Source organism: Bradyrhizobium symbiodeficiens, from assembly GCF_002266465.3.
Classification (GTDB): domain Bacteria; phylum Pseudomonadota; class Alphaproteobacteria; order Rhizobiales; family Xanthobacteraceae; genus Bradyrhizobium; species Bradyrhizobium symbiodeficiens.
Map to the genome: position 1 here is coordinate 5,889,393 of NZ_CP029427.2, position 20,734 is coordinate 5,910,126.

General features: G+C 64.3%; 20 protein-coding genes. 5 read left to right on the top strand and 15 right to left on the bottom strand.

Features of this window, described 5'->3' with window-relative positions; genetic code table 11:
- Positions 1–10 precede the first annotated feature (10 nt).
- Genes flgK through CIT39_RS27695 form a run of 5 tightly spaced genes read right to left on the bottom strand, consistent with a single transcriptional unit; the run spans position 11 to position 4,499 of the window.
- Positions 11–1,783 (bottom strand): flagellar hook-associated protein FlgK, encoded by a 1,773-nt coding sequence (flgK, locus tag CIT39_RS27675; protein WP_094977179.1) that lies wholly within the window; start codon positions 1,781–1,783, stop codon positions 11–13.
- 18 nt (positions 1,784–1,801) lie between these two features.
- Positions 1,802–2,269, bottom strand: a complete 468-nt coding sequence (locus CIT39_RS27680; protein ID WP_094977178.1) for a flagellar protein FlgN — start codon at positions 2,267–2,269, stop codon at positions 1,802–1,804.
- Between the two features lie 15 nt (positions 2,270–2,284).
- Positions 2,285–2,509, bottom strand: coding sequence for a hypothetical protein (locus CIT39_RS27685; protein WP_244607463.1), 225 nt, complete (start codon positions 2,507–2,509; stop codon positions 2,285–2,287).
- 39 nt (positions 2,510–2,548) lie between these two features.
- Entirely contained in the window at positions 2,549–3,814 is a 1,266-nt protein-coding gene (gene flgE, locus CIT39_RS27690; protein ID WP_094977177.1) for a flagellar hook protein FlgE, read from the bottom strand.
- A 19-nt stretch (positions 3,815–3,833) separates the two neighbouring features.
- On the bottom strand, positions 3,834–4,499 hold the full coding sequence (locus tag CIT39_RS27695) for a flagellar hook assembly protein FlgD (RefSeq protein WP_094977176.1): 666 nt from the start codon (positions 4,497–4,499) through the stop codon (positions 3,834–3,836).
- Positions 4,500–4,563: 64 nt separating this feature from the next.
- On the opposite strand from CIT39_RS27695, the gene CIT39_RS27700 reads away from it, so the two are divergent.
- Positions 4,564–4,740: a hypothetical protein gene (locus CIT39_RS27700; RefSeq protein ID WP_155526034.1), complete on the top strand. Its 177-nt coding sequence runs from the start codon at positions 4,564–4,566 to the stop codon at positions 4,738–4,740.
- A 23-nt stretch (positions 4,741–4,763) separates the two neighbouring features.
- On the opposite strand, the gene CIT39_RS27705 is transcribed toward CIT39_RS27700, so the two are convergent.
- The 5 genes from CIT39_RS27705 to CIT39_RS27725 all read right to left on the bottom strand — a co-directional run bounded on the left by CIT39_RS27705 (position 4,764) and on the right by CIT39_RS27725 (position 9,061).
- Positions 4,764–5,036 (bottom strand): hypothetical protein, encoded by a 273-nt coding sequence (locus CIT39_RS27705; protein WP_094977175.1) that lies wholly within the window; start codon positions 5,034–5,036, stop codon positions 4,764–4,766.
- Between the two features lie 174 nt (positions 5,037–5,210).
- Positions 5,211–5,639, bottom strand: a complete 429-nt coding sequence (locus CIT39_RS27710; protein WP_094977174.1) for a flagellar export chaperone FliS — start codon at positions 5,637–5,639, stop codon at positions 5,211–5,213.
- Positions 5,640–5,660: 21 nt separating this feature from the next.
- Positions 5,661–7,343: a flagellar filament capping protein FliD gene (fliD, locus tag CIT39_RS27715; RefSeq protein WP_094977173.1), complete on the bottom strand. Its 1,683-nt coding sequence runs from the start codon at positions 7,341–7,343 to the stop codon at positions 5,661–5,663.
- A 63-nt stretch (positions 7,344–7,406) separates the two neighbouring features.
- A complete protein-coding gene (locus CIT39_RS27720) occupies positions 7,407–8,231 on the bottom strand; it encodes a flagellin (protein ID WP_094977172.1) in 825 nt (274 codons plus the stop codon).
- A gap of 143 nt (positions 8,232–8,374) precedes the next feature.
- Entirely contained in the window at positions 8,375–9,061 is a 687-nt protein-coding gene (locus tag CIT39_RS27725; RefSeq protein ID WP_094977171.1) for an RNA polymerase sigma factor, read from the bottom strand.
- Between the two features lie 512 nt (positions 9,062–9,573).
- Between CIT39_RS27725 and CIT39_RS27730 the strand changes: the two genes are divergently transcribed.
- The 3 genes from CIT39_RS27730 to CIT39_RS27740 are packed head-to-tail and all read left to right on the top strand — an operon-like array spanning position 9,574 to position 13,914.
- Positions 9,574–11,988, top strand: a complete 2,415-nt coding sequence (locus CIT39_RS27730; protein ID WP_094977170.1) for a hypothetical protein — start codon at positions 9,574–9,576, stop codon at positions 11,986–11,988.
- A gap of 59 nt (positions 11,989–12,047) precedes the next feature.
- A complete protein-coding gene (locus CIT39_RS27735; protein WP_094977169.1) occupies positions 12,048–13,367 on the top strand; it encodes a hypothetical protein in 1,320 nt (439 codons plus the stop codon).
- 10 nt (positions 13,368–13,377) lie between these two features.
- Complete coding sequence (locus CIT39_RS27740; protein WP_094977168.1) at positions 13,378–13,914, top strand: hypothetical protein; 537 nt, start codon at positions 13,378–13,380, stop codon at positions 13,912–13,914.
- A 1-nt stretch (position 13,915) separates the two neighbouring features.
- Here the strand turns inward: CIT39_RS27740 and CIT39_RS27745 are convergent, their stop codons facing one another.
- The 5 genes from CIT39_RS27745 to CIT39_RS27765 are packed head-to-tail and all read right to left on the bottom strand — an operon-like array spanning position 13,916 to position 19,299.
- The gene (locus CIT39_RS27745; RefSeq protein WP_094977167.1) at positions 13,916–15,160 is read right to left on the bottom strand and encodes an acetyl-CoA hydrolase/transferase family protein; all 1,245 of its coding nucleotides are present in this window, start codon (positions 15,158–15,160) and stop codon (positions 13,916–13,918) included.
- 13 nt (positions 15,161–15,173) lie between these two features.
- The gene (locus CIT39_RS27750; protein ID WP_094977166.1) at positions 15,174–16,340 is read right to left on the bottom strand and encodes an acyl-CoA dehydrogenase family protein; all 1,167 of its coding nucleotides are present in this window, start codon (positions 16,338–16,340) and stop codon (positions 15,174–15,176) included.
- Between the two features lie 38 nt (positions 16,341–16,378).
- Positions 16,379–17,668 carry a TRAP transporter large permease gene (locus CIT39_RS27755; protein ID WP_094977165.1) on the bottom strand — a complete coding sequence of 430 codons (1,290 nt, stop codon included), beginning with the start codon at positions 17,666–17,668 and terminating at the stop codon, positions 16,379–16,381.
- A gap of 11 nt (positions 17,669–17,679) precedes the next feature.
- A complete protein-coding gene (locus CIT39_RS27760) occupies positions 17,680–18,234 on the bottom strand; it encodes a TRAP transporter small permease subunit (RefSeq protein ID WP_094977164.1) in 555 nt (184 codons plus the stop codon).
- A gap of 36 nt (positions 18,235–18,270) precedes the next feature.
- Positions 18,271–19,299: a TRAP transporter substrate-binding protein gene (locus CIT39_RS27765; protein WP_094977163.1), complete on the bottom strand. Its 1,029-nt coding sequence runs from the start codon at positions 19,297–19,299 to the stop codon at positions 18,271–18,273.
- A gap of 220 nt (positions 19,300–19,519) precedes the next feature.
- Between CIT39_RS27765 and CIT39_RS27770 the strand changes: the two genes are divergently transcribed.
- Complete coding sequence (locus CIT39_RS27770) at positions 19,520–20,722, top strand: CaiB/BaiF CoA transferase family protein (RefSeq protein ID WP_094977162.1); 1,203 nt, start codon at positions 19,520–19,522, stop codon at positions 20,720–20,722.
- Positions 20,723–20,734 lie beyond the last annotated feature (12 nt).

Consider the following 20,734-nt stretch of genomic DNA (forward strand, 5'->3'; position numbering starts at 1 on the left):
CCACTGCCTCCTATGTCGACTGCACGGCGGAGAGCAGCGACGAATACATCGAGTTGACGGCCTGGATCAGCGCTGAAGCTGCCGAATATTTGTTCTGGAGCGTGCTGAGCTTCGCCGATTCCTCGTCCAGGTTGACGCCCGACTGCGACGACAGCGAGTTCGCATAGGTCGACTGCGCGGTCTCCTTGGCGGTGTAGTTGGTGGAGGCCTGCGACGACTTGCTCGCGACATCGGAGACGACGGCCGAGGCGTAATCGGCGAGGGAGCCGGTGGTGGCGGCGAGCCCGCCGGTGGAGGAAAATGTCCGGGACTCCGTCAAGGCATCGTAGAAGGCATTGACGACGGTGGCGGACCCCGACGACAGCACCGAATCGCCGACCGTCAGGCTCGACGAGGAGTCCAGTGTCGCGAGCTGAAGCTCGTTGGTCCCGGACAGGATCTTGCTGTTGACCGCGATATCCGACGCGCTCGTTCCAGTCACCAAATCGTTGAGACCGAAATACTCCGAAAATCCCTCGCCTGAGCTTCCCACCGAGCTCGTCATCTCGTTGACGGCGACGCCATTGCCGGAGCCGGTCGCCGTGATCGAGAGATGGCCGTCCGAATCGACCGATGCGGAGAGCCCGGAGATGCCGTTGATCGCGGTAACGAGATCGCCGACCGTGGAATAGGACGAGAGGTCGAGATCACCGTAGGAGACCAGATTGCCGCTCTGGTCGGTGGCTGCGATGCGCACCGTGCCGGTGGCGGAGAGCGCCGTGCTGCTGACGCTGGTCATCCCGGTGAGGCTCGTCGGCGCCGGCACTGCGGACGCGCTGTTCGAGACGCTGTTCATGGCCGAGGCGAGTTGCTGGGCGAGCTGGTCGAGCTGGGATTGCGCGTCCGGCAGGGTCTTGTCGCGCAAGGTGACGAGCGCGCCGATATCGCCGCCTGATATCTGGGAGGTGATATCGACCCCGTTCACCGTGATCGCGCTGAAGCCACTCGACGACGAGCCGGCGGTGTAAGTCGTCGACGCCGTCACGTTGGCCGCGGCGGTATAGCTGATCGTGTGCGCGGTACTGTCGACCAGCGCCTGGCCGGACGTGGTATAGATCTGGAGATCGCCGTTCGACGCCGTGAAATAGCTGATGTTCATCTTGGAGGCGACGTCCTGGAGCGCGGTGTTGCGCTGGTCCTCCAGGTCCGCGGTCGATTGGCCGGCCGCCGCCGTCTGCTTGATTGCTGCGTTGAGATCCGCGATCTGCTCCAGATCCGCATTGACGTCATCGATCGAGGACGAGATGTCCTGGTCGGCATCGCCACGGAGCTTCTGGATCCCGTTCGATGTCTCCCGCAACTGGCTCGCGACGTCATCGAGTGCGCTGATGACATTGGATTGCAGCGAGGCGCTGCTCGGCGTGCTCGCCAGCGAAGACAGCGCCGATTCCAGCGTGGCGATGCTGTTTGCGAGCGAGGTTCCCGTGGAGCTCCCATCGGTGCTGCTGGTCGAGCCGTAGAGCTTTTCGAGCGAGGTCAGATAGGTGTTGGTCTTGTCGGCCGATCCGAGCTCGGAGGTCGCGGAGATCAGCGACTTCAGCAGCAGCTTGTCGACCGTCGAGGTGATGCCCGTCACCGTGACGCCGGTGCCGACGCCGTTGGTGACGCTGCTCGACTGGTTCGCTGTCTTTGTGGTGTATCCCGTCGTGTCCGCGTTCGAAATGTTCGACGACGTCACGCTGATCTGCACCGACGTGGCCGACAGCCCGCTGAAGGCGATCGATCGCGCGATATTGAGTGACACGGCGGGATCCCCGACTCGTCAGGCGCTGCGGCTGGTGCCGCTGGAGACGGAGCGCACGGCGACCCGGCCGGAAGCGCCATAGGGCGACACCGCCGCGATCTGCTCGCGGATCGCCTGCATGACGGCCTCGATCCGGCGGTTGCTGGCCTCGATCGCCGCGCGCAGGCGCACCAGGTTCTCGTCCATCGCCGCGCGCAGCTTCAGGATCCGTTCCATGAGCTGCTCGCGCAGAATCCGGTCCGCGACGTTCAGGCTGGTCGTGCCCGCCGCGCACTCGGCAACGGTCCTTTCGAACATCTCCGCCAGGCGGTTCTTCTCGTCGACCTGCTTCAGGCGCGAGGCCGGCAGGCCCTTGGCCAGCTCCACATTCTCCTCGGCGACCAGCGCGGTCAGAACGTCGATGAGTGCGATCAGCGACTTGATCCGCGTGTCGCCGTTTGCGGCGCTCGTTCTCGTGGCGTGGCTCTTGGCTTTGGCTACAGTCATGGTTATCGCCTTCTTCTAGTTATTCCGCTTGCCGCGGCCGGCCTGCGCGTTACGCAGGTAAGCGCCGATCGCGGTCTTCCTGACGGATGCTTGCCTCATCTCACCCTCGACCTCCGCGCATTCCCGCAGCAGGCCACGGCGCGCCGTCTCGACATCGTCGATCAGCGCGAGCAATTGCCTGCGGTCGCCGCCCTTGGCGGTCGCGGCCCGCGACACCAGTCGTTGCAGCCGACGCAGCAATGCCTCTCCGACAACTCTGGACTCTCCACTGCGCACCACTCACCTCATCGCCGAGATTAGGGTGTCGTACATCTTGTTGACGGTCGAGATGACCTGGGACGCGGCCGAATAGGCTTGCTGCGCCGAGATCATGCTCGAGAACTGGCTGGAGGTGTCGGTGGTCGAGGACTCCAGCTCGCCGCCGAAGATCGTGCCCGCGCCGTTCTCGCCGGGGGCCTGCAACGCGGCATTGCCCGACGTCACGGTCGCCGAATAGATCCCGTCGCTGGAGGCGGCGAGCCCGTTGGGAGCGGCGAAGGTCGCCACCGCGATCTTGTAGATCGCGATGGTCTGGCCGTTGGAATAGGTGGCGTTGACCACACCGTTATCGCCGATCGCGATGCTGGAAAGCTTGCCATAGGACAGGCCGTCGGAATCGATGCTGGTGACGTTGACGGACGGTGTGGTCTCGCCGGAGGCATATTGCGTGAGGCCGTCGGTCTTGCCGGCGGTGCCGAGATCCAAGGTGACGGTGCTGTCGGCCGCGCCGTCGGTCCAGCCTGTGATCGAGACGGTCGCCGGGTCCGGGCTGGTGCTGGCGAGCGAGCCGTCGCTGTTGAAAGTGATATCGATCGTGCCGGAAGCCGTACCCGTCGCGGTGGTGGTGTCGGAGGCCGAGGTCGGGTTGGCGAAGCTCGCGCTCCAGGTGTTGGTGCCGGTCTTGGACCAGGTGATCTGCATCGAATTCGCGGCGCCAAGCGAATCGTAGACCGTCATCGAGCTGGTATAGGTGTCGCCCGTCGCGGCGTCCGACGGCAGGTTCGCCGCGATCGTGGTCTTGGTAGTGGCGCTGCCGCTGGTCGAGGCGACCTGGGTGTTAATCGCTTCGAGATTGCTCGCCGATTCACTGCCGACGACATTGCCGTCGGCGTCGGTGCGCCATCCCTCGAGGTAATAGCCGTTGTTCTGGAGATAGCCGGCGTTATCAGTGGTGAAGGCACCATTGCGGGTGTAGGCGACCGTGCCGCCCGACGTGGCGTTGGTCACCACGAAAAACCCGGAGCCCTGGATGCCGACGTCGGTGGCGTTGGAGGTCGCGGCCAGCAGGCCCTGCTGGGTGATGTTGGCGCGACCCGAGACGGTCACGCCTCCCGAGGCGTAGGAAGTCGTGTTGCTCGACGCCGTCACGAGCGCGTCGAACATCCCGGACGTCGTCTTGTAGGCGGTCGTGTCGGAATTGGCGATGTTGTCGCTGATCATCGACAGGGACTGACTCTGCGCACTGAGCGCCGAGATCGCCGAGGATAATGCGCCGCTGAGACTCATGATAAAACTCCGGACGAAATCAGGATGTGACGCCGATGATGTTGGCGGCGCTGACGGAAACGCCGTTCACGGTCAGCGAGGGTGTCGAGGTCGAGGTGTCGATGCCGGTTACCGTCCCGGTGACGGTCGTGTAGTTCAGGACCGAGTTTCCGGAGGAGTTCGTCGCGGTCACCGAGATCGTGTACTGGCCGCCGTCGGAGAGCTGTGTCCCGCTGGAATCCTTGCCGTCCCAGGTGAAGCTGTTCGATCCGGCATTCCCGGTCCCGGTACCGGTCCACACCGTATTGCCGGAGGAGTCCTTGACGCTGATCGAAACATCCGAGGCGGCCGACGACAGCGAGTAACCAAACGTCGCCGAGCCGTTGCTCAAGGTCGATGTGTCCGTCTTCGCCTCGACGGTGTGCCCGATGTAGTTCACGGAATTCAGCGTCACCAGGCTCGAGAACGAGCTCGCAAGCGAATTGAGGTTGGAGTTGATCGACTGCTGGGAGGTGAAGTTCGCGTAGGAGGTGAGTTGATTGACGAGGTCGGTGGTCGAGGTCGCCTCCAGTGGATTCTGGTTCTGGAGCTCGCTGACGAGCAGGCTCAGAAAATCGCTGGAAGTCAGCGTCGAATTGGACGACGTGCTCGACGACGACGTTGTCGTGGTGGCGGTCGACGCAGAACTCGTTGCGGAAACGGTCATCAGAAGCTCCGGCTTTCCCTCACCGCCGGCGAACAGATGTCGGTCGGCGGCGCTTGAAATCTGTGTGCTGATGAAACGGGTGGGCGCGCGGATTCAGGCGGGGATTCACGCGCGCGAAAACGGCTTTCGGCACGGCAAAATCTGCCGCGTGCACGCATTCAGCGGCGCGGGAGAGTCAGGCTGGTTTATGGAGGAGCGCAACAGCGTCATGGCCGGACTCGGGCATGACGACGTCTCGTAATATTCGATGTCAGAAAGAGCCGTTCAGCTCTCGGCCGTCTCGCCCTCGGTGCGCGGCTCGGCGGTGTCGCCCTTCAGCTTCGCAGCGGCGGCGACGATGCGGTCGGCGAGGCCTGCGGGCGCGCGGACCGGCGGTGCGGCGAGCGCCTGGCGTACGGCGCGCGCCTCTTCCAGCAGGGCCTGCGCGGCGGACGAGCGCGCCAGCAACTCTTCAGCAAGCCCACGCCGATCGTCGGGCCAGAGCGAGAGATCCTCGCCCAGCCGGTCGATCAGTTCCTCAAACTCGCTGACGTCCATCGCCCGCCGGTCCCGCCAAAGTCGGGCCCGTCATAAAGCATTGCGCGCGCGCCGGAAACCGGATTCGCGCTGGTTTTTCCGCCAAAAGAGCCCGCAACACGACGGAAAGCGCCGAAACGGAAGTCCGGCGTCATCGGCCGCCCACCCTCCGCATCGGAGAGAGATAGCGCCGCCTCAGCCCCTGCGCGCCGAATCGGCCGGCGCGGCCACCCCGCCCCGCGCTGTCGTGTCGACGAACTCCCAGGCCTCCCTGAGCTCGGCGAGCCCGGCGATGATACGCCCGAAGCTCGCGTGCGCATGCGGGCGGCCGAACGCCTTGTGGCTTGCCAGGATCATCGCATGATAGGTCTGGAATACCCGTTCCGCCACCGCGCCGCCCTTGGCGAAATCGAGGTTGTGGCTCAGCCCGCGCAGGATCGCGGTCGCCCTCATCAGGTATTCGTGGCCCTCCTCGAAGCGGCGCGCCTCCTGCGCGGCCAGCGACTTCTGCAGGAAGGTGATCGCGCCACCGAGCAGCATCGAAACCGCCTTGAGCGGCGGCACGCTGGTTGCCGCGCCCCGATAGGCCTGGTTGGCCATGTACGCCATCTGATTATGCATCATCGATCACTCTGCTTTACACGATCAACTGCTCGATGAGCTGTTCAGCAGCGCCTTGAGGTAGGTCAGCGTGCTGTTGGCGCTCTCGATCGCCGCCTGGTATTTCGCGTACTGCGCCTCGAGCTGCGCCTGGAGCGTGGACGCGGCGCTGTTGATGTCGTCGACCCTCTGCTGGAGCTCGTCGTCGCGGGTCGTCAGACTGGTAATCTGCGTTTGCAGTACGCCGGTCGACGACGAATAGTCCTTCGCGATCTGATAGAGCCGCGTTGCTATGCCGGAGGTCGACGTCACCGTGATCGACTGCGAGGTCGAACCGCTATAGGTGAAGGCCATGCCGGCGTAGATCGAACCGGAAGCACCGATGATCGTGGTGCCGCTGACCGTGAACAGCGACGCGTCGCCGCCGACCGAGGCCGAAGTGAGGTTGCCGTCGGAATCGACCGCGAGATCCAGGGTGAAGGATTGCGGCGACGTTCCGGTGTTGACGACGCTGAGCTGGCTCGACGACGTCGTTGTCTGCGCCGACAGCAGCTTGGTGACGCCGCTCAGGTTCGTACTCAGGATATCCGACAGCGTGCTGGTATCCAGCTCGAGTTCATTGCTCTCGTTGAAGGACAGGCCGAGATCGGCCATGGTCATGTCGCCCACGGTCGTGTTCAGGGCATTCTGGAGCGCATCCATGATGTTGCGCATGGTTCCGTCGCCGAACAGCACCGCGCTCGAATCGGCGGTGCCGTCGGTTGCGGTCGCCTGCTGGGCGATCACTTCGTCGCGAAAGGCGTTGTAGTTGGTGACGAACGTCTCCAGCGTCGATTGGATCTGGCTGGTGTCCGTCTCGATGCTGATGTTCAGCGTCGCCCCGTCCGGCGTCTCCTGGAGCAGGCTGAAGGTGACGCCGCTCAGGACGTCCGAGATGTCGTTGGTGTCGCGGGTCATCGCGATGCCGTCGAGCGTGAACTCGGCGGCCTGCGCCTCCTGGAGCACGTCGGTGAAGCTCCCCGAGCTGTCGGTTACACCGAGCTTGTTCAGGGTATCGTCGCCGGACGTGCTCGAATAAGTGATGTCGGCGGCATCCTCCGTGCCCGTCAGCACCATCTGGAAGGACGTGCTGGAGACCTGTACGATCGAGGCCTGGACGTTGGTCGTCGAAGTCTGTGCATTGATGGCATCGACGACGTCCTGAAGCGACATCGTGCTGGTGATGGTGATGTCGGACGTAGCACCGCCCTCCAGACCGATGGAAAACGTGCCGGAGTAACCGAGTTCGTCGGTCTGACTCGATTGCGAGGTGCCGGAAACCTTTTGAGCGGCGGCCAGCTGACTGATCGTCAGCGTGTGGTCGCCGATGGCGGCGCCGCTCTTCAGCGTCATCGAGAGCGCCGACGAGGCGCTCACGTCGCCGGTGGAACTGATGCTCGCCGCGCGCGTCGCGAATGCGCTGGTGGACAGCGAGTTGACCACCGCGGTCGAAAGCGACGCCAGCCCCGAATACAGCGTCTTCAGATCGCTCTGGAGCGTCTGATAGGCCGAGATCTTGGCCTCGTTGTTCGTGATCGTGGTCGAGATCGTGTCCGCCTGGGCGGTCTTCGCGTCGACGGCGGATTGGATCAGCGCCGTCCAATCGATGCTGCTCGAATTGGTGGTTCCGCTCGTGGTGACGGAGACTCCCGAACTTGTGCTGCTGGTGCTCGAACTGACGCTGGTCACTTGGCTCGGCCGTCCCTGACAGAGAGGACCGGGCCGGCATCATGCCGGCCCGGAAGTTGATCATCAGCCCAGGAGCTTGAGGAGATACTGCGGCATCTGGTTGGCGGCGGCCAGCGCCGACACGGCGGCCTGGGTCTTCACCTCGGCCGAAGACAGCTTGGACTGCTCGGCCGCGATATCCACGTCCTTGATCGCGGAGTTTGCCGATTGGAGATTCTGCGTCTGGGTCGAGATCGAATCCGACGAGAAGTTGAAGCGCGATTCCTGTGCGCCGATCGAGGCGCGCGCGGCGGAGACCGTGTCGATTGCGGTATCGAGTGCGTCGAGCGCCGATGTCGCGCCGGACTGGGTGCTGACGTCGAGCGAGTTGACCGCGAGCGAGGACGCCGTCAGGCTGGTCAACGTGATGGTGATCGTGTCGGAGCCGTCCGAGCCGACCAGCACGGACACGCCGGACGAAAACACGCTGGATCCATCGAGCAGGCTCTGGCTGGAGTAGCGGGTACCGGTCGCGATCGAGTCGATTTCGGAATTGAGCTGCGAGAATTCCGATTGGATATAGGCGCGGCTGGAGTCGGTCGTGGTGCCCGAGGCGGACTCGGAGGCCAGCGACTTCATGCGCGCGAGGATGTCGGAGATGTTCGAAGCGCCGCCGTCGGCGGTCTGCAGGATCGCGGTAGCCTGCGAGGCGTTGGTCGCAGCCTGCTGAAGCGTGGTGACGTCCGAGGAGATGCGCGTGGAGATCGCAAGGCCCGCGGCGTCGTCGGATGCCGAGGTGATGCGCGAGCCGCTCGACAGCTTCGAGAGTGAGCTGCTCTCCTGCGCGGAGTTGATGTTGAGATAGCGGACCGCTGCGTTGGCGGCGGTATTGGTGTTGATTGCGGGCATTGGAAGCTCCTGTGCTGATGGGCAAGCGTGCCGCATCGTTGAAATCGACCTACGACGACGCGGACCGCAGCCCCGTCCGTTCGCTCAAACGGTGGAGCGCCAGCAGATCAGGCGCGGAAATCTTCGAGAGGCGGTTTTTATGGTTAGCAATCGGTAAACGCGGCGCGGATGTCGCGTTCGTGCTTGCGCAGGAGCTGGCGAAGCTGCTGGCGGCCGCGCTTGAGCAGCGACTCGACGGCCGCCACCGTCGTGTCCATCACCTCCGCGATCTCGCCGTTGCTCATGTTCTCGTGGTACGAGAAGATCACCGCGATGCGCTGTTGCTCGGGCAGGCGCCGCATCGCGAGCTCCAGCATGCCGTTCAGTTCGTTGCGCTCGATGATTTCGACGGCGCCGGGCTGACCGTCGGCGACTTCAGGCACCGTCTCGACATTTTCGTTGCGCGGCTTGCGCCTGAGGTCGATGCAGCGATTGGAGATGACGCGGTAGAGCCAGGTCGAGAATTTGGCGCGGCCATGCTGCCAGCGCCCACGGTGGCTCCAGATCTTGAGCATGGTGTCCTGCACCACGTCCTCGGCGTCCGCCGCATTGCCGACGATGCGGAGCGCGATCGCGTAGGCGCGATCGATGTGACGCTCGACCAGCATGCGGAATGCGACTTCGTCGCCGGTTGCGAGCCTGTCCAGGAGCTCGCTGTCCTCGTCGTAGACGACATCGGCGGTATCGGGCGCGAGCGGCACCGACGGCATCACCGGCACGATCGCATCGACCGACGCCGTCGTCGTGATCTCGGCCTCGGCGGGAGCCCAGACATCAGCAGCGTAACTCATCCCGCAATCTCCAACCCGCAATGCCGGCGGCGCACATGCCACACGGCTTCCAGGCGTTGAACGCAGGGCCAAAACAATCCAGGCGGAGAATTTTTGTTGTTTTTCAAGATGTTAGTCGGTATCTTTTGCCGAGCATCGGGCAAGAATTGCCGACCGCGCACGACATTCGTGCGTCAAGCCTGCAATCATCGCATCGTCTCGCGCCATGACGGATCATTCATCCTGAACAGATGTCGTTGAGAGAAAACGCTGACATTACGCGGCACTAGGTGATCGCACGCGACACGCGCGTGGCGCATCGAGAAGCGATTGTTTCCGACTGTGAACGAAGACGAGACGACTTTCGCACTCGGCAATTTTTTCCGAATCACCTTCTTCGAACCTAGCGATATTTTTGAATCTGTCAGTCGCGACGAATGCGTTTTTGAATCGCGCGTGAACTTTTTTCGCATCTGTGGCGCCTGACTCCTCACGTGCGCGCGTTAATGCCTCGGTGGACGGGGAATCGCAGCATGAAGTCAGCGACGGCCGGCGCAGAGCGCCGTGCGAAAATTGTTTCTGCTTGGTCTTTCGATGTTTTCGATACATTTCTTCTGCGCGCCTGCACGACGCCGGATGGCGTGTTTGAAAGGACTTACGAGCTGTCGGGTATTTCACGATCCTGTCCGAATGTTTCCGCGAGTTTCGTTCAACATCGCATCCAGGCCGAATCGCGGGCGCGTCGGACCGCGAAGGAGAAGCGCGGCGGCGGCGAAGTGCGCATCGAGGAGATCTATTCCTATTTTCCGTTCAAGCTGTTCAGTCTTTCACGCGGCGACTTGAACGATCTGGTCGAAGCCGAGTTCGCCGCCGAGGTCGAGCTTTGCCGCGCCAACCCGGACATGGTCCGGCAATATCTGGACATGAAGCGCGCCGGCCATCGCGTCGGATTCATCTCGGACACCTATTGGGACTCCGGTCGGCTGGCGCGGCTGCTGCGCGCTTGCCGCCCCGGGCTGGTCTGGGACTTCCTCTATGCGTCCTGCGACCATGGCAGCGGCAAGAGCGAGACGTTGTTCGCCACCTATCTCGCAGAACAAGGCATCGACGCCGGCGCCTCCTTTCACGTCGGCGACAATGAGAAGGCCGACATCAAGGGCGCGAAGCGCCACGGCATTCACCCCCGCTATTATCCGCAGGCGACCGCACAGCTCGCCTCGAAGTTTCAGCGCGAGACGGCACTGTTCGAGCTGCTGTGCACCGGCGCGCCATCGCGGCTCGATCATGGCGCGCGCACGCTGCGGCGCATGGTCGCCGGCCACAACGCCGAGAGATCGCAAGCCTTCCATCTCGGGCTGACCGTGCTCGGCCCGGTGGTGACCGCGTTCGACGCCTATTTGACGCGCCGCTGCGGGGAGATTGCAGGTCCCGGCCGCAAGGTCTCGCTCGGCTTTCTCGGCCGCGACGGTTTTCTGTCGCACCGGATCCGGCAGGAGCTGCATAACACCACATCGGCCTATCTTGAGATCAACCGCCGCGTCAGCCTGATCGCCTCGGCCGATACGATGCAGCCGCTGGTCGATCTGCTGAGCAAGGTGTTCAAGATCGACGCGCCGACCTTCCACGACATGATGAAGATCATGCCGCCGAAGGTCGCGGCCTTCTTCGCCGCATTTCCCGGCGGCATCGCCTCCGGCGAAGAACTCGCCGAGGCGCTTCCGGGATTGATCGATCCAGCCGAGATCGTCGCGCTCGCCGCGGGTCTGCGCGCCCGGCTGCTCGCCTATCTGCGTCGAACCATCCCCGGCTTCGACGACTGCACCGATCTCGTGCTGGCCGATCTCGGCTATTCCGGCAGCGTGCAGAAGGCGCTGCGCCGCATCTTCGACCTCGAAGGGATCGAGATCCGACTCCACGGCGCCTATCTGATGTCGCTCGACGACGCCTTCGACGATCTCACCGCGGAAGACAGCGCAGCAGGCTTCATCTCCGACCTCGTGGTCACCCCGCACGTCAAGCGCATGCTGATCCGCAATGTCGCGCTGCTGGAGCAGGCCTGCTGCTCCGCCGCCGGCTCGGTGCGTGACTACGACGACGGGGCGGTGCTGCGCGAAATCAATCCGCGTCCCCCGGAGCAGATGGCGCTTGCCGCCGAGATCCAGGCCGGCGCGCTGACTTTCGCAGCCAGCGCGGGCGACATCGCGCGCGACTACGGCCTCGATCCCTATGCGGCACCCGATGTCGCAGCGAGCTGGTGCGCGGCGACGCTGGCGCGGCTTCTGCTGCTGCCCGACGATGACGAACTGGCGCTGCTCGGCACGTTGAAACACGACGTCAATCTCGGCACCCACGCCCTCGCGCCGCTGCTCGACCAGCAGTTCGTGCGCAATCAGATCACCGCGCGCGGCCTCTCGGCGGCTTGCACGGCCGCAGCGCCGCCGATGTGGCTCGCCGGCAGCTTCGCCGGCCTGTCACCGTCCTACAACTATCTTTACGTGCTGTTCGGCGCCAACCGCCTACCGGCCGACGTCTTTGAAGAACGGCCCTCTCGCCCGGTTCAGGTCGGCCTGTTCCGTGCGAGCGGCGATGCGTCGCTGGAGGCGGTGACCGTCCATCGCACCGGGCTCGGCGAGCTGCGTCTGCGCATCCCTCTATCGCGCGGCATGGCGATCACCATGATCGCGCTGCCGCTGGCGAAATTCGCACCGGAGGGGCTGCTTCATGGCGTGACCGTGCAGCGGGGCGACGATGTTCGTGATGCCGCCGAGAGCCAGGACGTTGTCGGTATCGCCGCCGACGGGCTGATCTGGGCTGGCGTACAATGGAATGGCGGCCATTATCGCGCCGACACTGAAGACGGCTGCCTGCTGATCCCGGTCACCGCGATGACGCGGGAAATCGCGGTCTACTCCATCGCGATCACCCCGCTCGGAGCCGACCCCAAATAGTGCGCCTGATCGCGCCGCCCCGGCCGTTGAAGTGCCAGGGCTTACGAGGGGGCACGGAATTGCGGGACAGGACGCAGGCGAATCTCGATCACTTGCTGCAGTCCGGCGGCATCCGGCTCGGCCGGACCCAGCACGACCGCCTGGGCTGGCTGGTGGGCCAGTACGGTGCGCCGACGCTCGATGGCGTTCCGGACGGACGGCATAACGGCGTCGTCATTCTGAAGGAACCGCCGAGTGGCGCGGCGGCCGAGTTGTTCTATCGCTCGCTCAATCCCGCCTGCGCCGTCGTCATTGCCGGAAGCGAGAATCCCGGCTTCGATTTCCTCAAGTCCAAGCTGACCGAATTCGGAACCGTCGGCCCCTGCGGCGCGGAGGGCCCGCACGAGATGTGGTGGGGCGGCATCGGCTGGTCGAAATTCCTGTCCGCCGCCGACGACTGCACGGCCCGGCCGCGGATCGTCTCCTGCCATCCGCGCGGCGGCGACGATGGGGCCGCACACGAGTTGAGGCAATCGCTCGAGCGGTTGCAGCTCAATTGCCATATCGAGGCAATCGAAACCCAGCTCGCCGACCGCGTCCTCTGCTTCGAGAAGGCGGAGTTCCTGCTGCGGATGTGGACCACATATCGCGAGCCACTGTTGTTCGTCGAAGCCGGCGCGACCTTGCGCGAAGCCCCGCTGCTGCCGTCTTTCCTCGGCTGCGACGTCGCGGTTCACAAATGGAATCGCTGGGAGATGTCGGCGCGTACGCTGTATCTCGGCCGTACCAAGGCTGCGGAGTTGCTCCTGCGTACCTGGCAGCAACTCGCTGCGTCCTACCCTGCGATCTGGGAGGGCTATCTGCTCGACCAAGCCTGGAGCCTGACATCGTCGCAGGTGCCGCTCGATACCGTATGGCTGCCGCGATCCTATCACGCGCTGCAAGGCGACCTCGGCGCCTCGCGTGCCACGATCCTGCACGACCAGCAGACGACGACGCTCGAACTCGGACCCGATCCCGGCTTTGCCAGCATCGTGCGAACGGCTCGCCGCGCCGGCCGCACCGGCGCCCGCGACGCCTTCATGGTGATGACCTCGAAGGCCGCGACCGGCAACGGCATCGCCGTGATCCTGCGCGACGTCTCGGTCAGTGATCCCGGTGCGGTGGCCGCGACGCTCGAGGCCGTGACCGGCGCCTATGCCGCCGATTGCGGCGGCTTCGGCCGGCTCGAGCTGTCGCTCTGCGCCTGGCAGGACGACGTCGGTGTCGCGCGTGAAGCCGCCGGCCTGGCGCGGTACCGCATCCTGGAGATCGCGCCGGGACAACACATCGCCAACGATTTCTTCGCCGCCAACGCCTGCGACGATGCGGTCATGACCGCACGCCGGCTCTTCCCCTGAGAGACCAGAAATGCTCAAGACTATCATCCTGCTCACCGACACCGTGCAACAGCAGCAGCCGCTGGCCAATCTGCTGCGCGAGCATCGTCGCGACCTGTCCTTCTGCTCGGCACTCCGCGCATCGGACCTCAGCGCGATCGACCCGGACGTGCTGAGCGAGGCGCGGCTGGTGTCTTTCGCCGCCGACGTCGCGGTGCCCGAAAAATTCCTGCTCAAGCTCGGCTACGGCGCCTATAAATTCTACGCCGCGCCGACCCAGTATCCGGGCCTGCCGCCGGCACCCGACGAGAGCGACGACGATCCGCGCTGCTACTCCGTGATCGCGCAATCGATGACGATCTGGCCGGATTTCAAGAAGGTGGTCGGGCTGGAGACCGTCACGATCCCCGAGGGCACCGTTGCTGCCGAACGCGAGCGCATGGTATTCTCCCGCCTCGCCCATCTGTTCTGGGAAATGTCGCACATGATCGCCGGCGAGGCGACGGACCTTCCCGGGATCATCGGATCCGGCGAGAGCCAGCGTCCGACGGCCGCGATGATGAACTGAGCTAGCGCCCGCGAAGCTGCGCTGACAGAGCATCGCGGTGTTCGGGCGCGGCGATCGCGATCATGCGGCGCCCGCGCTCGGCGAGGCCGCAGCCGCGCAACTCCGCAATGCCCCATTCGGTGATGATGGCATCGACGTCGGCGCGCGGCGTCGTCACCGTCTCGACATGGGCGACGATCCGGCTGGTTCCGTCTGACGCCGTCGCCGGCAGCGCGATGATGGCTCTTCCTCCGGGAGAGGCATTGGCGCCGCGCACGAAATCGAGCTGGCCGCCGATCGCGCCGATCGCAACGCCGTTCAACGTCTCTGAATTGACGCTGCCGTCGAGCCCGACCTGAAGCGCCGAGTTGATCGCGACCAGCCGGTTGAGCCGCGCCAGCACGTTCTGGCTGTGCGTGTAGGACGTCGGCCGCACCGCGATCGTCCTGTTCTCATGGACGAAGCGGTAGAGCCGCCGCGTGCCGATCACCTGGTTGGTGACCGTGATGCCGGGATCCATCCCCTTTTTTGCGTTCGTCACCGCGCCGCACACGATCAGATCGACGACGGCGTCGTTGATCAGGCCGGAATGGATGCCGAGATTGTGCAGGTGCGACAGCGACGAGAGAATTGCGTCCGGAATCCGCCCGACGCCGAACTGAAGCGTGCTGCCGTCGATGATCAGGCTCGCCGCATGCGCCGCAATGCGCCGGGAGACGTCGTCCGGCGGCGTCGAAGCCAGTTCGACGGGTGACCGGCGCGCGGCCACGCGCATGTGGATCGGCAAGCCCTCGGGCCATTCCGCGCCGAACGTAAAAGGCGCATCCGGATTGATCTCGGCGATGACGAGGCGCGCAGCGCGGGCGGCGTCGATGACGTAGTCGTTGGAGAGGCTCGCGCTCAAGCGGCCGTCACCGGCTTCCGCAAGCTGCACCAGAACGACATCGGCCTTGTGGCGGTGGGCGGCGAAGTCGCCACAAAAGGCGCTGTAGTTGCTCGGGATGACTTCGAGCCGTCCGGCCCAGGCGAGCCGTCGCGCATTGCCGATCACGCCGTAGCTCTGGAACGAGACGTTGGGTGCGCACGACGCGGAGAACGTCTCCGAGAACACCGGCCCGATCATCATGCGAAACGACGGAAGCTGCGCCGCCTGCGCCATCAGCGCTTCGGTCAGCGTGACAGGCTCCGCCGTCGCCTGCCCGCATACCACGAGATCGCCCTCGCGGATCAGGCCGTAGAAGTCTATCGGCGGCGAGTCCACGGACATTGCGGGCGTGAGCTCAATACGACTTGGCGAGGCCCAGCACCTTTTCGGCGATGAAGCTGAGCGCGAGCTGCGGGCTGACCGGCGCGATGCGCGGGATCAGCACTTCGCGCAAATAGCGCTCGACGTGGAATTCCTTGGCATAGCCGAAGCCGCCATGGGTCATCACCGCCTGCTCGCAGGCATGGTAACCGGCCTCACCGGCGAAATACTTTGCCGCATTCGCGCCAGCGCCGCAGGGCAAGCCCTTGTCGTATTGCCAGGCTGCCTGCATCACCAGCAGCCAGGCGGCCTCGAGCTCGATCCAGTTCACCGCGAGCGGATGCTGGATGCCCTGGTTCTTGCCTATCGGGCGATTGAAGACAACGCGCGTCTTGGCGTATTCGGTGGCGCGCGACAGCGCGATCCTTCCTAGGCCGACCGCTTCCGCCGCAATGAGAATGCGTTCCGGGTTCATGCCTTCGAGGATGTACTGGAAGCCCTTGCCCTCTTCGCCGATGCGGTCCTCCATCGGAATCTCAAAGTCTTCGAAGAACAACTCGTTGGAATCGACCACCTTGCGGCCCATCTTCTCGATCTCGTGGACCTTGATCCTGTTGCGATCGAAATCGGTGTAGAACAGGCTCAACCCATGGGTCGGCGAGCGCACTTCTTCCAGCGGCGTGGTCCGCGCGAGCAGCAGGATCTTGTGCGCGACCTGCGCGGTGGAGATCCACACTTTCTGGCCGTTGACGATGTAGCGGTCGTTCTTGGCAACCGCGCGGGTCTTCAGCTGCGTGGTGTTGAGGCCGGTGTTGGGCTCGGTGACGGCGAAGCAGGCCTTTTCGCGGCCCTCGACCATCGGCGGCAGCATGCGCTTGCGCTGCTCCTCGGTGCCGAACACGACGACGGGATTGAGCCCGAACACGTTGATGTGCACCGCAGAGGCACCGGACATGCCGGCGCCGGATTCGGAGATGGTGCGCATCATGATCGCGGCTTCGGTGATGCCGAGCCCCGAGCCGCCATATTCCTCCGGCACGCAAATGCCGAGCCAGCCGGCGTCGGCAAGTGCCTTGTGAAAATCGTGCGGGAAGCCGCCGTCGTGGTCCTTCTTCAGCCAATAGGCGTCCGGAAAGCCTTCGCAGATCTTGGCGATGGCGTCGCGAATGGCTTCCTGCTGATCGGTGAGCGCGAAATCCACGTTCTTGATCTCCTTCTTGGGAGCCGCGAGCTCCGATCCTAGCGCCCCATCTGCGAGGGTAGCCAGAGGATGATAGACGGAAACGCCACCAAAATCGCGATCGCGATCAGGTGCGCGATGAAATGCGGGAAGGTGCCGTGGAACACCTCCGCCACCGGCCGCTTGGCATAGCGCGCGACGATGAAGCAATTCAGCCCCACCGGCGGCGTGATCATGCCGACCTCGGCGGTGACGATCTTGATGACGCCGAACCAGATCGGATCGAAGCCGAGCGTCTTGATCAGCGGCAGCACGATCGGCACGGTCAAGACCAGGATCGCGATCTGATCCATGAACGAGCCGAGCACGATGTAGCCGCACAGGATCAGCGTGATGATCACCCAGCGCGAGGCCGGCAAGCTGCCGACCCAGGCAACGAGATCCTGCGTCACGTGGGTGAGCGTGAAGAAGTAGCCGAAGATCGAGGCGCCGACGAGGATCGTCACGATCATGCAGGTGCCATGGCTGGCGCTGAGCAGCGCGCGGTAGAGCGTGCCGGGCGTCACCTTGCCCTTGGCGATGGCGAGCACCAGCGCTCCCGCGGCCCCGAGGGCCGAAGCCTCCGTCGGGGTTGCGATGCCAAGATAGATGGTGCCGGTGACGAGCGAGAACAGCAGCACCATCGGGCCGACCTGCCACAGCAATGCAAACCGCTCCCGCCACGACACCGGCTCCACGCGCGGGGCTCGCGAAGGATCCTGCCAGACCAGGAAGCCGATCGTCGCCATGATCGTTGCCGTCACGAGGATCGCCGGAATGATGCCGCCGATCAGCAACTGCCCGATGTTGACTTCTGCGAGCAAACCGAAAATGACGAGCGCCACGCTTGGCGGGATCAGCATGGCCAGCGTTCCCGAGATGGCCACGACGCCGGCCGCCATCTTGGGCTCATAGCCCTGTCGGATCATCGCAGGGAGGCTCGTCGACGCCAGCGTCGCTGCCGACGCCGTCGAAGTGCCGCAGATCGCGCCAAAGCCCGCGCCGGCAAGCGCCGTTGCCATGCCGAGCCCGCCGGGAATGCGGCCGACCCAGGCAGAAGCCGTCTTGAACATGTCGTCGGCGACGCCGGACAGCAGCACGAGATCCGCCATCAGCAGGAACATCGGGATCGTGATCAACTCATAGGACGACACCGTCGAAAGCGGGGCTGTCTGGAGAATGCCGAACAGCGTGCCGGTGCCGCCGACCATGAGCAGGCCGACCGAGCCGGCAAATCCCATGGCGAAACCGACCGGCGTGCCGATCGCCAGCAGGACGAAAAGCAGTCCGAGCACGAGAATGACTGTCATCGCTGCCGCCGTTATTCGAAGGAATGGGCTTCGCCGGTCTCGTTGACAGGCGGCAAGGGAAACAGATCACGCCCGGAGACGAGGCTGAGGAAGTTACCGACGAGTTGCAGCGCCAGCCGCAGCACGAGCACGCCGCAGCCGAACGGCACCAGCGCGGCCGAAATCCAGGTCGGCCACGCAATGGCGCCGGCAAGCACGTCGTGCTGCTCGTAATTCTCCAGCGCGCGCTCGAACCCGACCTTGCTGATCAGGCCGAACACGAACAGGCCGGCGAGCGCGGTGACGATTTCCGAGAGGCGCCGGCCCGCCGTCGGAAAACGTGTCAGCAGGATGTCCACGCCGACATGCGCATGCACGCGCAATGTATCCGACAACGTCAGGAAGAACACGGCCGCCAGGAGATAAAGCCCGATCAGGTCGTAGGTGAAGGAGAACGGGCTGTTGAGGACGTAACGCATGAACACGTCGGCCACCACCAGCGCCATGATCGCGAACAGAGCGATCGCGGCGATCACTGTCAGCGCGCGCTCCAGCGCGCCGAGCACATCCGTTGCCCGCCTGATCATCCCCCGCGTCTCCTCTTCCGCTGCGATCGTGTCGCGCTACTTGGCGCCGCCCGCGGCGAGCAGGCCGTCGAACTCCTTGAGGGTTGCGGAGGCCTGCTTGCCGCGGCTGTCGAGCCCGGCCGCCCATTCCTGAGCGACGCCCTTGAGCTTCTCCTTCATCTCCGCGCGCGTCGCCTCGGAGAGCGCGGTGAAGCTGATGCCCTGGTCCTTCATCTTCTGCCGCGTCGCGTCCTGCTCTTTGTCGACCTCGGCACAGGCCTTCGGCGTGATCGCTTCCGAGGCCGCGTCCATTGCCTTCTTCACATCGTCGGGCAGCTTGTCCCAGACCGATTGATTGATCGAGTAGGCGACGATGAAGCTGCCGAAGCTGACGCCGTCGGTGGCGTATTTGACGAGCTTGTCGAGGCCATAGGCGACGACGCTGTCCATGGGGAACAGCAGCCCGTCCATCGTGCCGCGCGACAGCGATTCATAGGCATCGGGCGCGGCCATTCGCACCGGCACTGCGCCGAGCGTGCGCACGGTCAGATCCTGTGCGCCGCCGGTGGTGCGCAGTTTCAGGCCCTGCATGTCCTTGATCGTCTCGACCTTCTGCTTGGCCGTCCACACTTGATAGGGCGGCAGCACCACGGCCATCAGCAGCTTGATCTTGTTGGGCGCATACTCCTGTTTGGCGAGGATGCCTTCCCGCGCCGCCTTCCAATAGGCCAGCGTACCCTGGCAGCTGGTCTGGAATGCGCCCGGCAATTGCGCGACCTCGGAGAGCGGCATCTTGTCCGAGACGTAGGATGGCCCGATGTAGCCGATGTCGATCACGCCGGACTGCGTCAACCGCAGCATGTCGGTGGCCTTGCCGATCTGCTGATTCGGATAATGCGTGAATGTCACGGCGCCGTTGGTGCGCTTGGCGACATCGTCCATCCACGGCTTCAGCATCAGGCGGACGAGATAGTGGTCGGCGGGGAAGCTGTCTGCGACCTTCAGCTCCAGCGCCTGTGCCGACAGCGTCGAGACCGGCAGCGAGAGTGCGAACGCTGCTGCCACCCAGACCCAATTCCTCTTCATTTGGCTTCTCCTTGACGCGCCCTCACGCGGAAGGCGGCAGCCATTTGCTGCCCGCCCGTCCGGTTCCACTTCTTGCTTGAGGAAAATGTACATATATGTGAATTTATCTGTCAAGCATATGAACGATGCATAGGGCCATGCACCAATGCGAGGAAGCATCGAATTGACACTCCCGTTTTCTGAACTCTAACTCCACCTATATGAATTCACACGAGGCTTCATGGGACCGCTCGCCGGCTTCACCATTCTCGACCTGACCTCGGTGCTGATGGGCCCCTACGGCACCCAAGTGCTGGCCGACATGGGTGCCGACGTCATCAAGGTCGAAAGCCCCGAGGGCGACATCGTCCGCCAAATCGGCCCCGGCCGCACGCCCGGCATGGGCGGGATGTTCCTCAACGCCAATCGCGGCAAGCGGAGCATCGTGCTCGACCTCAAGAAGCCGGAGGGGCGCGAGGCGCTGCTGCGGCTCGCGAAGCGCGCCAACGCGCTGGTCTATAATGTGCGTCCGCAGGCCATGGCGCGGCTCGGTCTCGACTACGAGACGCTTGCCGCGATCAATCCCGCCCTCGTCTATGTCGGTGCGTTCGGCTACGGCCAGTCCGGCCCCTATGCGGCCAAGCCCGCCTATGACGATCTGATCCAGGGCGCATCCACGATTCCGACATTGCTCGCAGCCGCCGGCGACGGAACGCCGCGCTATGTCCCCGTCACCATCGCTGACCGCATCGTCGGGCTGATGATGGTCAACGCCATCATGGGCGGGCTGATGCACCAGCAACGCACCGGCATCGGCCAGCGCATCGACGTGCCGATGTTCGAATCCATGGCGGAGTTCGTGCTGGTCGATCATTTGGGCGGCCTCACCTATGACCCGCCGCTCGACCACGGCGGCTATGCCCGCCTGCTGTCGCGCTACCGAAAGCCCTACAAGACCAGCGACGGCTATCTCTGCGTGCTCATCTACAACGACAAGCACTGGCGCAGCTTCTTCGAAGCGATCGGCCGGCCTGAGTTCTTGGATCAGCCGCGCTTCGCCAACCACGCCGCGCGCACCCGGCACATCGATGAGATCTACGAGGAGATCGGCCATATCTTCGCAACGCGCTCGACCGGGGAATGGCGCGAGTTGCTGGAGCGCGCCGACATTCCGGTGATGCCGATGCACACGCTGGAGACGATTCTGGACGATCCGCATCTCAATGCGGTCGATTTTTTCCGGACAGTCGATCATCCCGTGGAAGGCCGCATCCGCCAAATGCGCGTGCCCTCCACCTGGAGCGTGACCCAGCCGGAACCGGCCGGCCCAGCCCCGACTCTCGGCCAGCATGGCCGCGACATCTTGCGCGAGGCCGGCTTCTCGACGGAGGAGATCGAGCAACTCGCAGAGCAAAAAGGAGTTCACCTGGCCGCGCCGCCGTAACGGCAGCGCGGG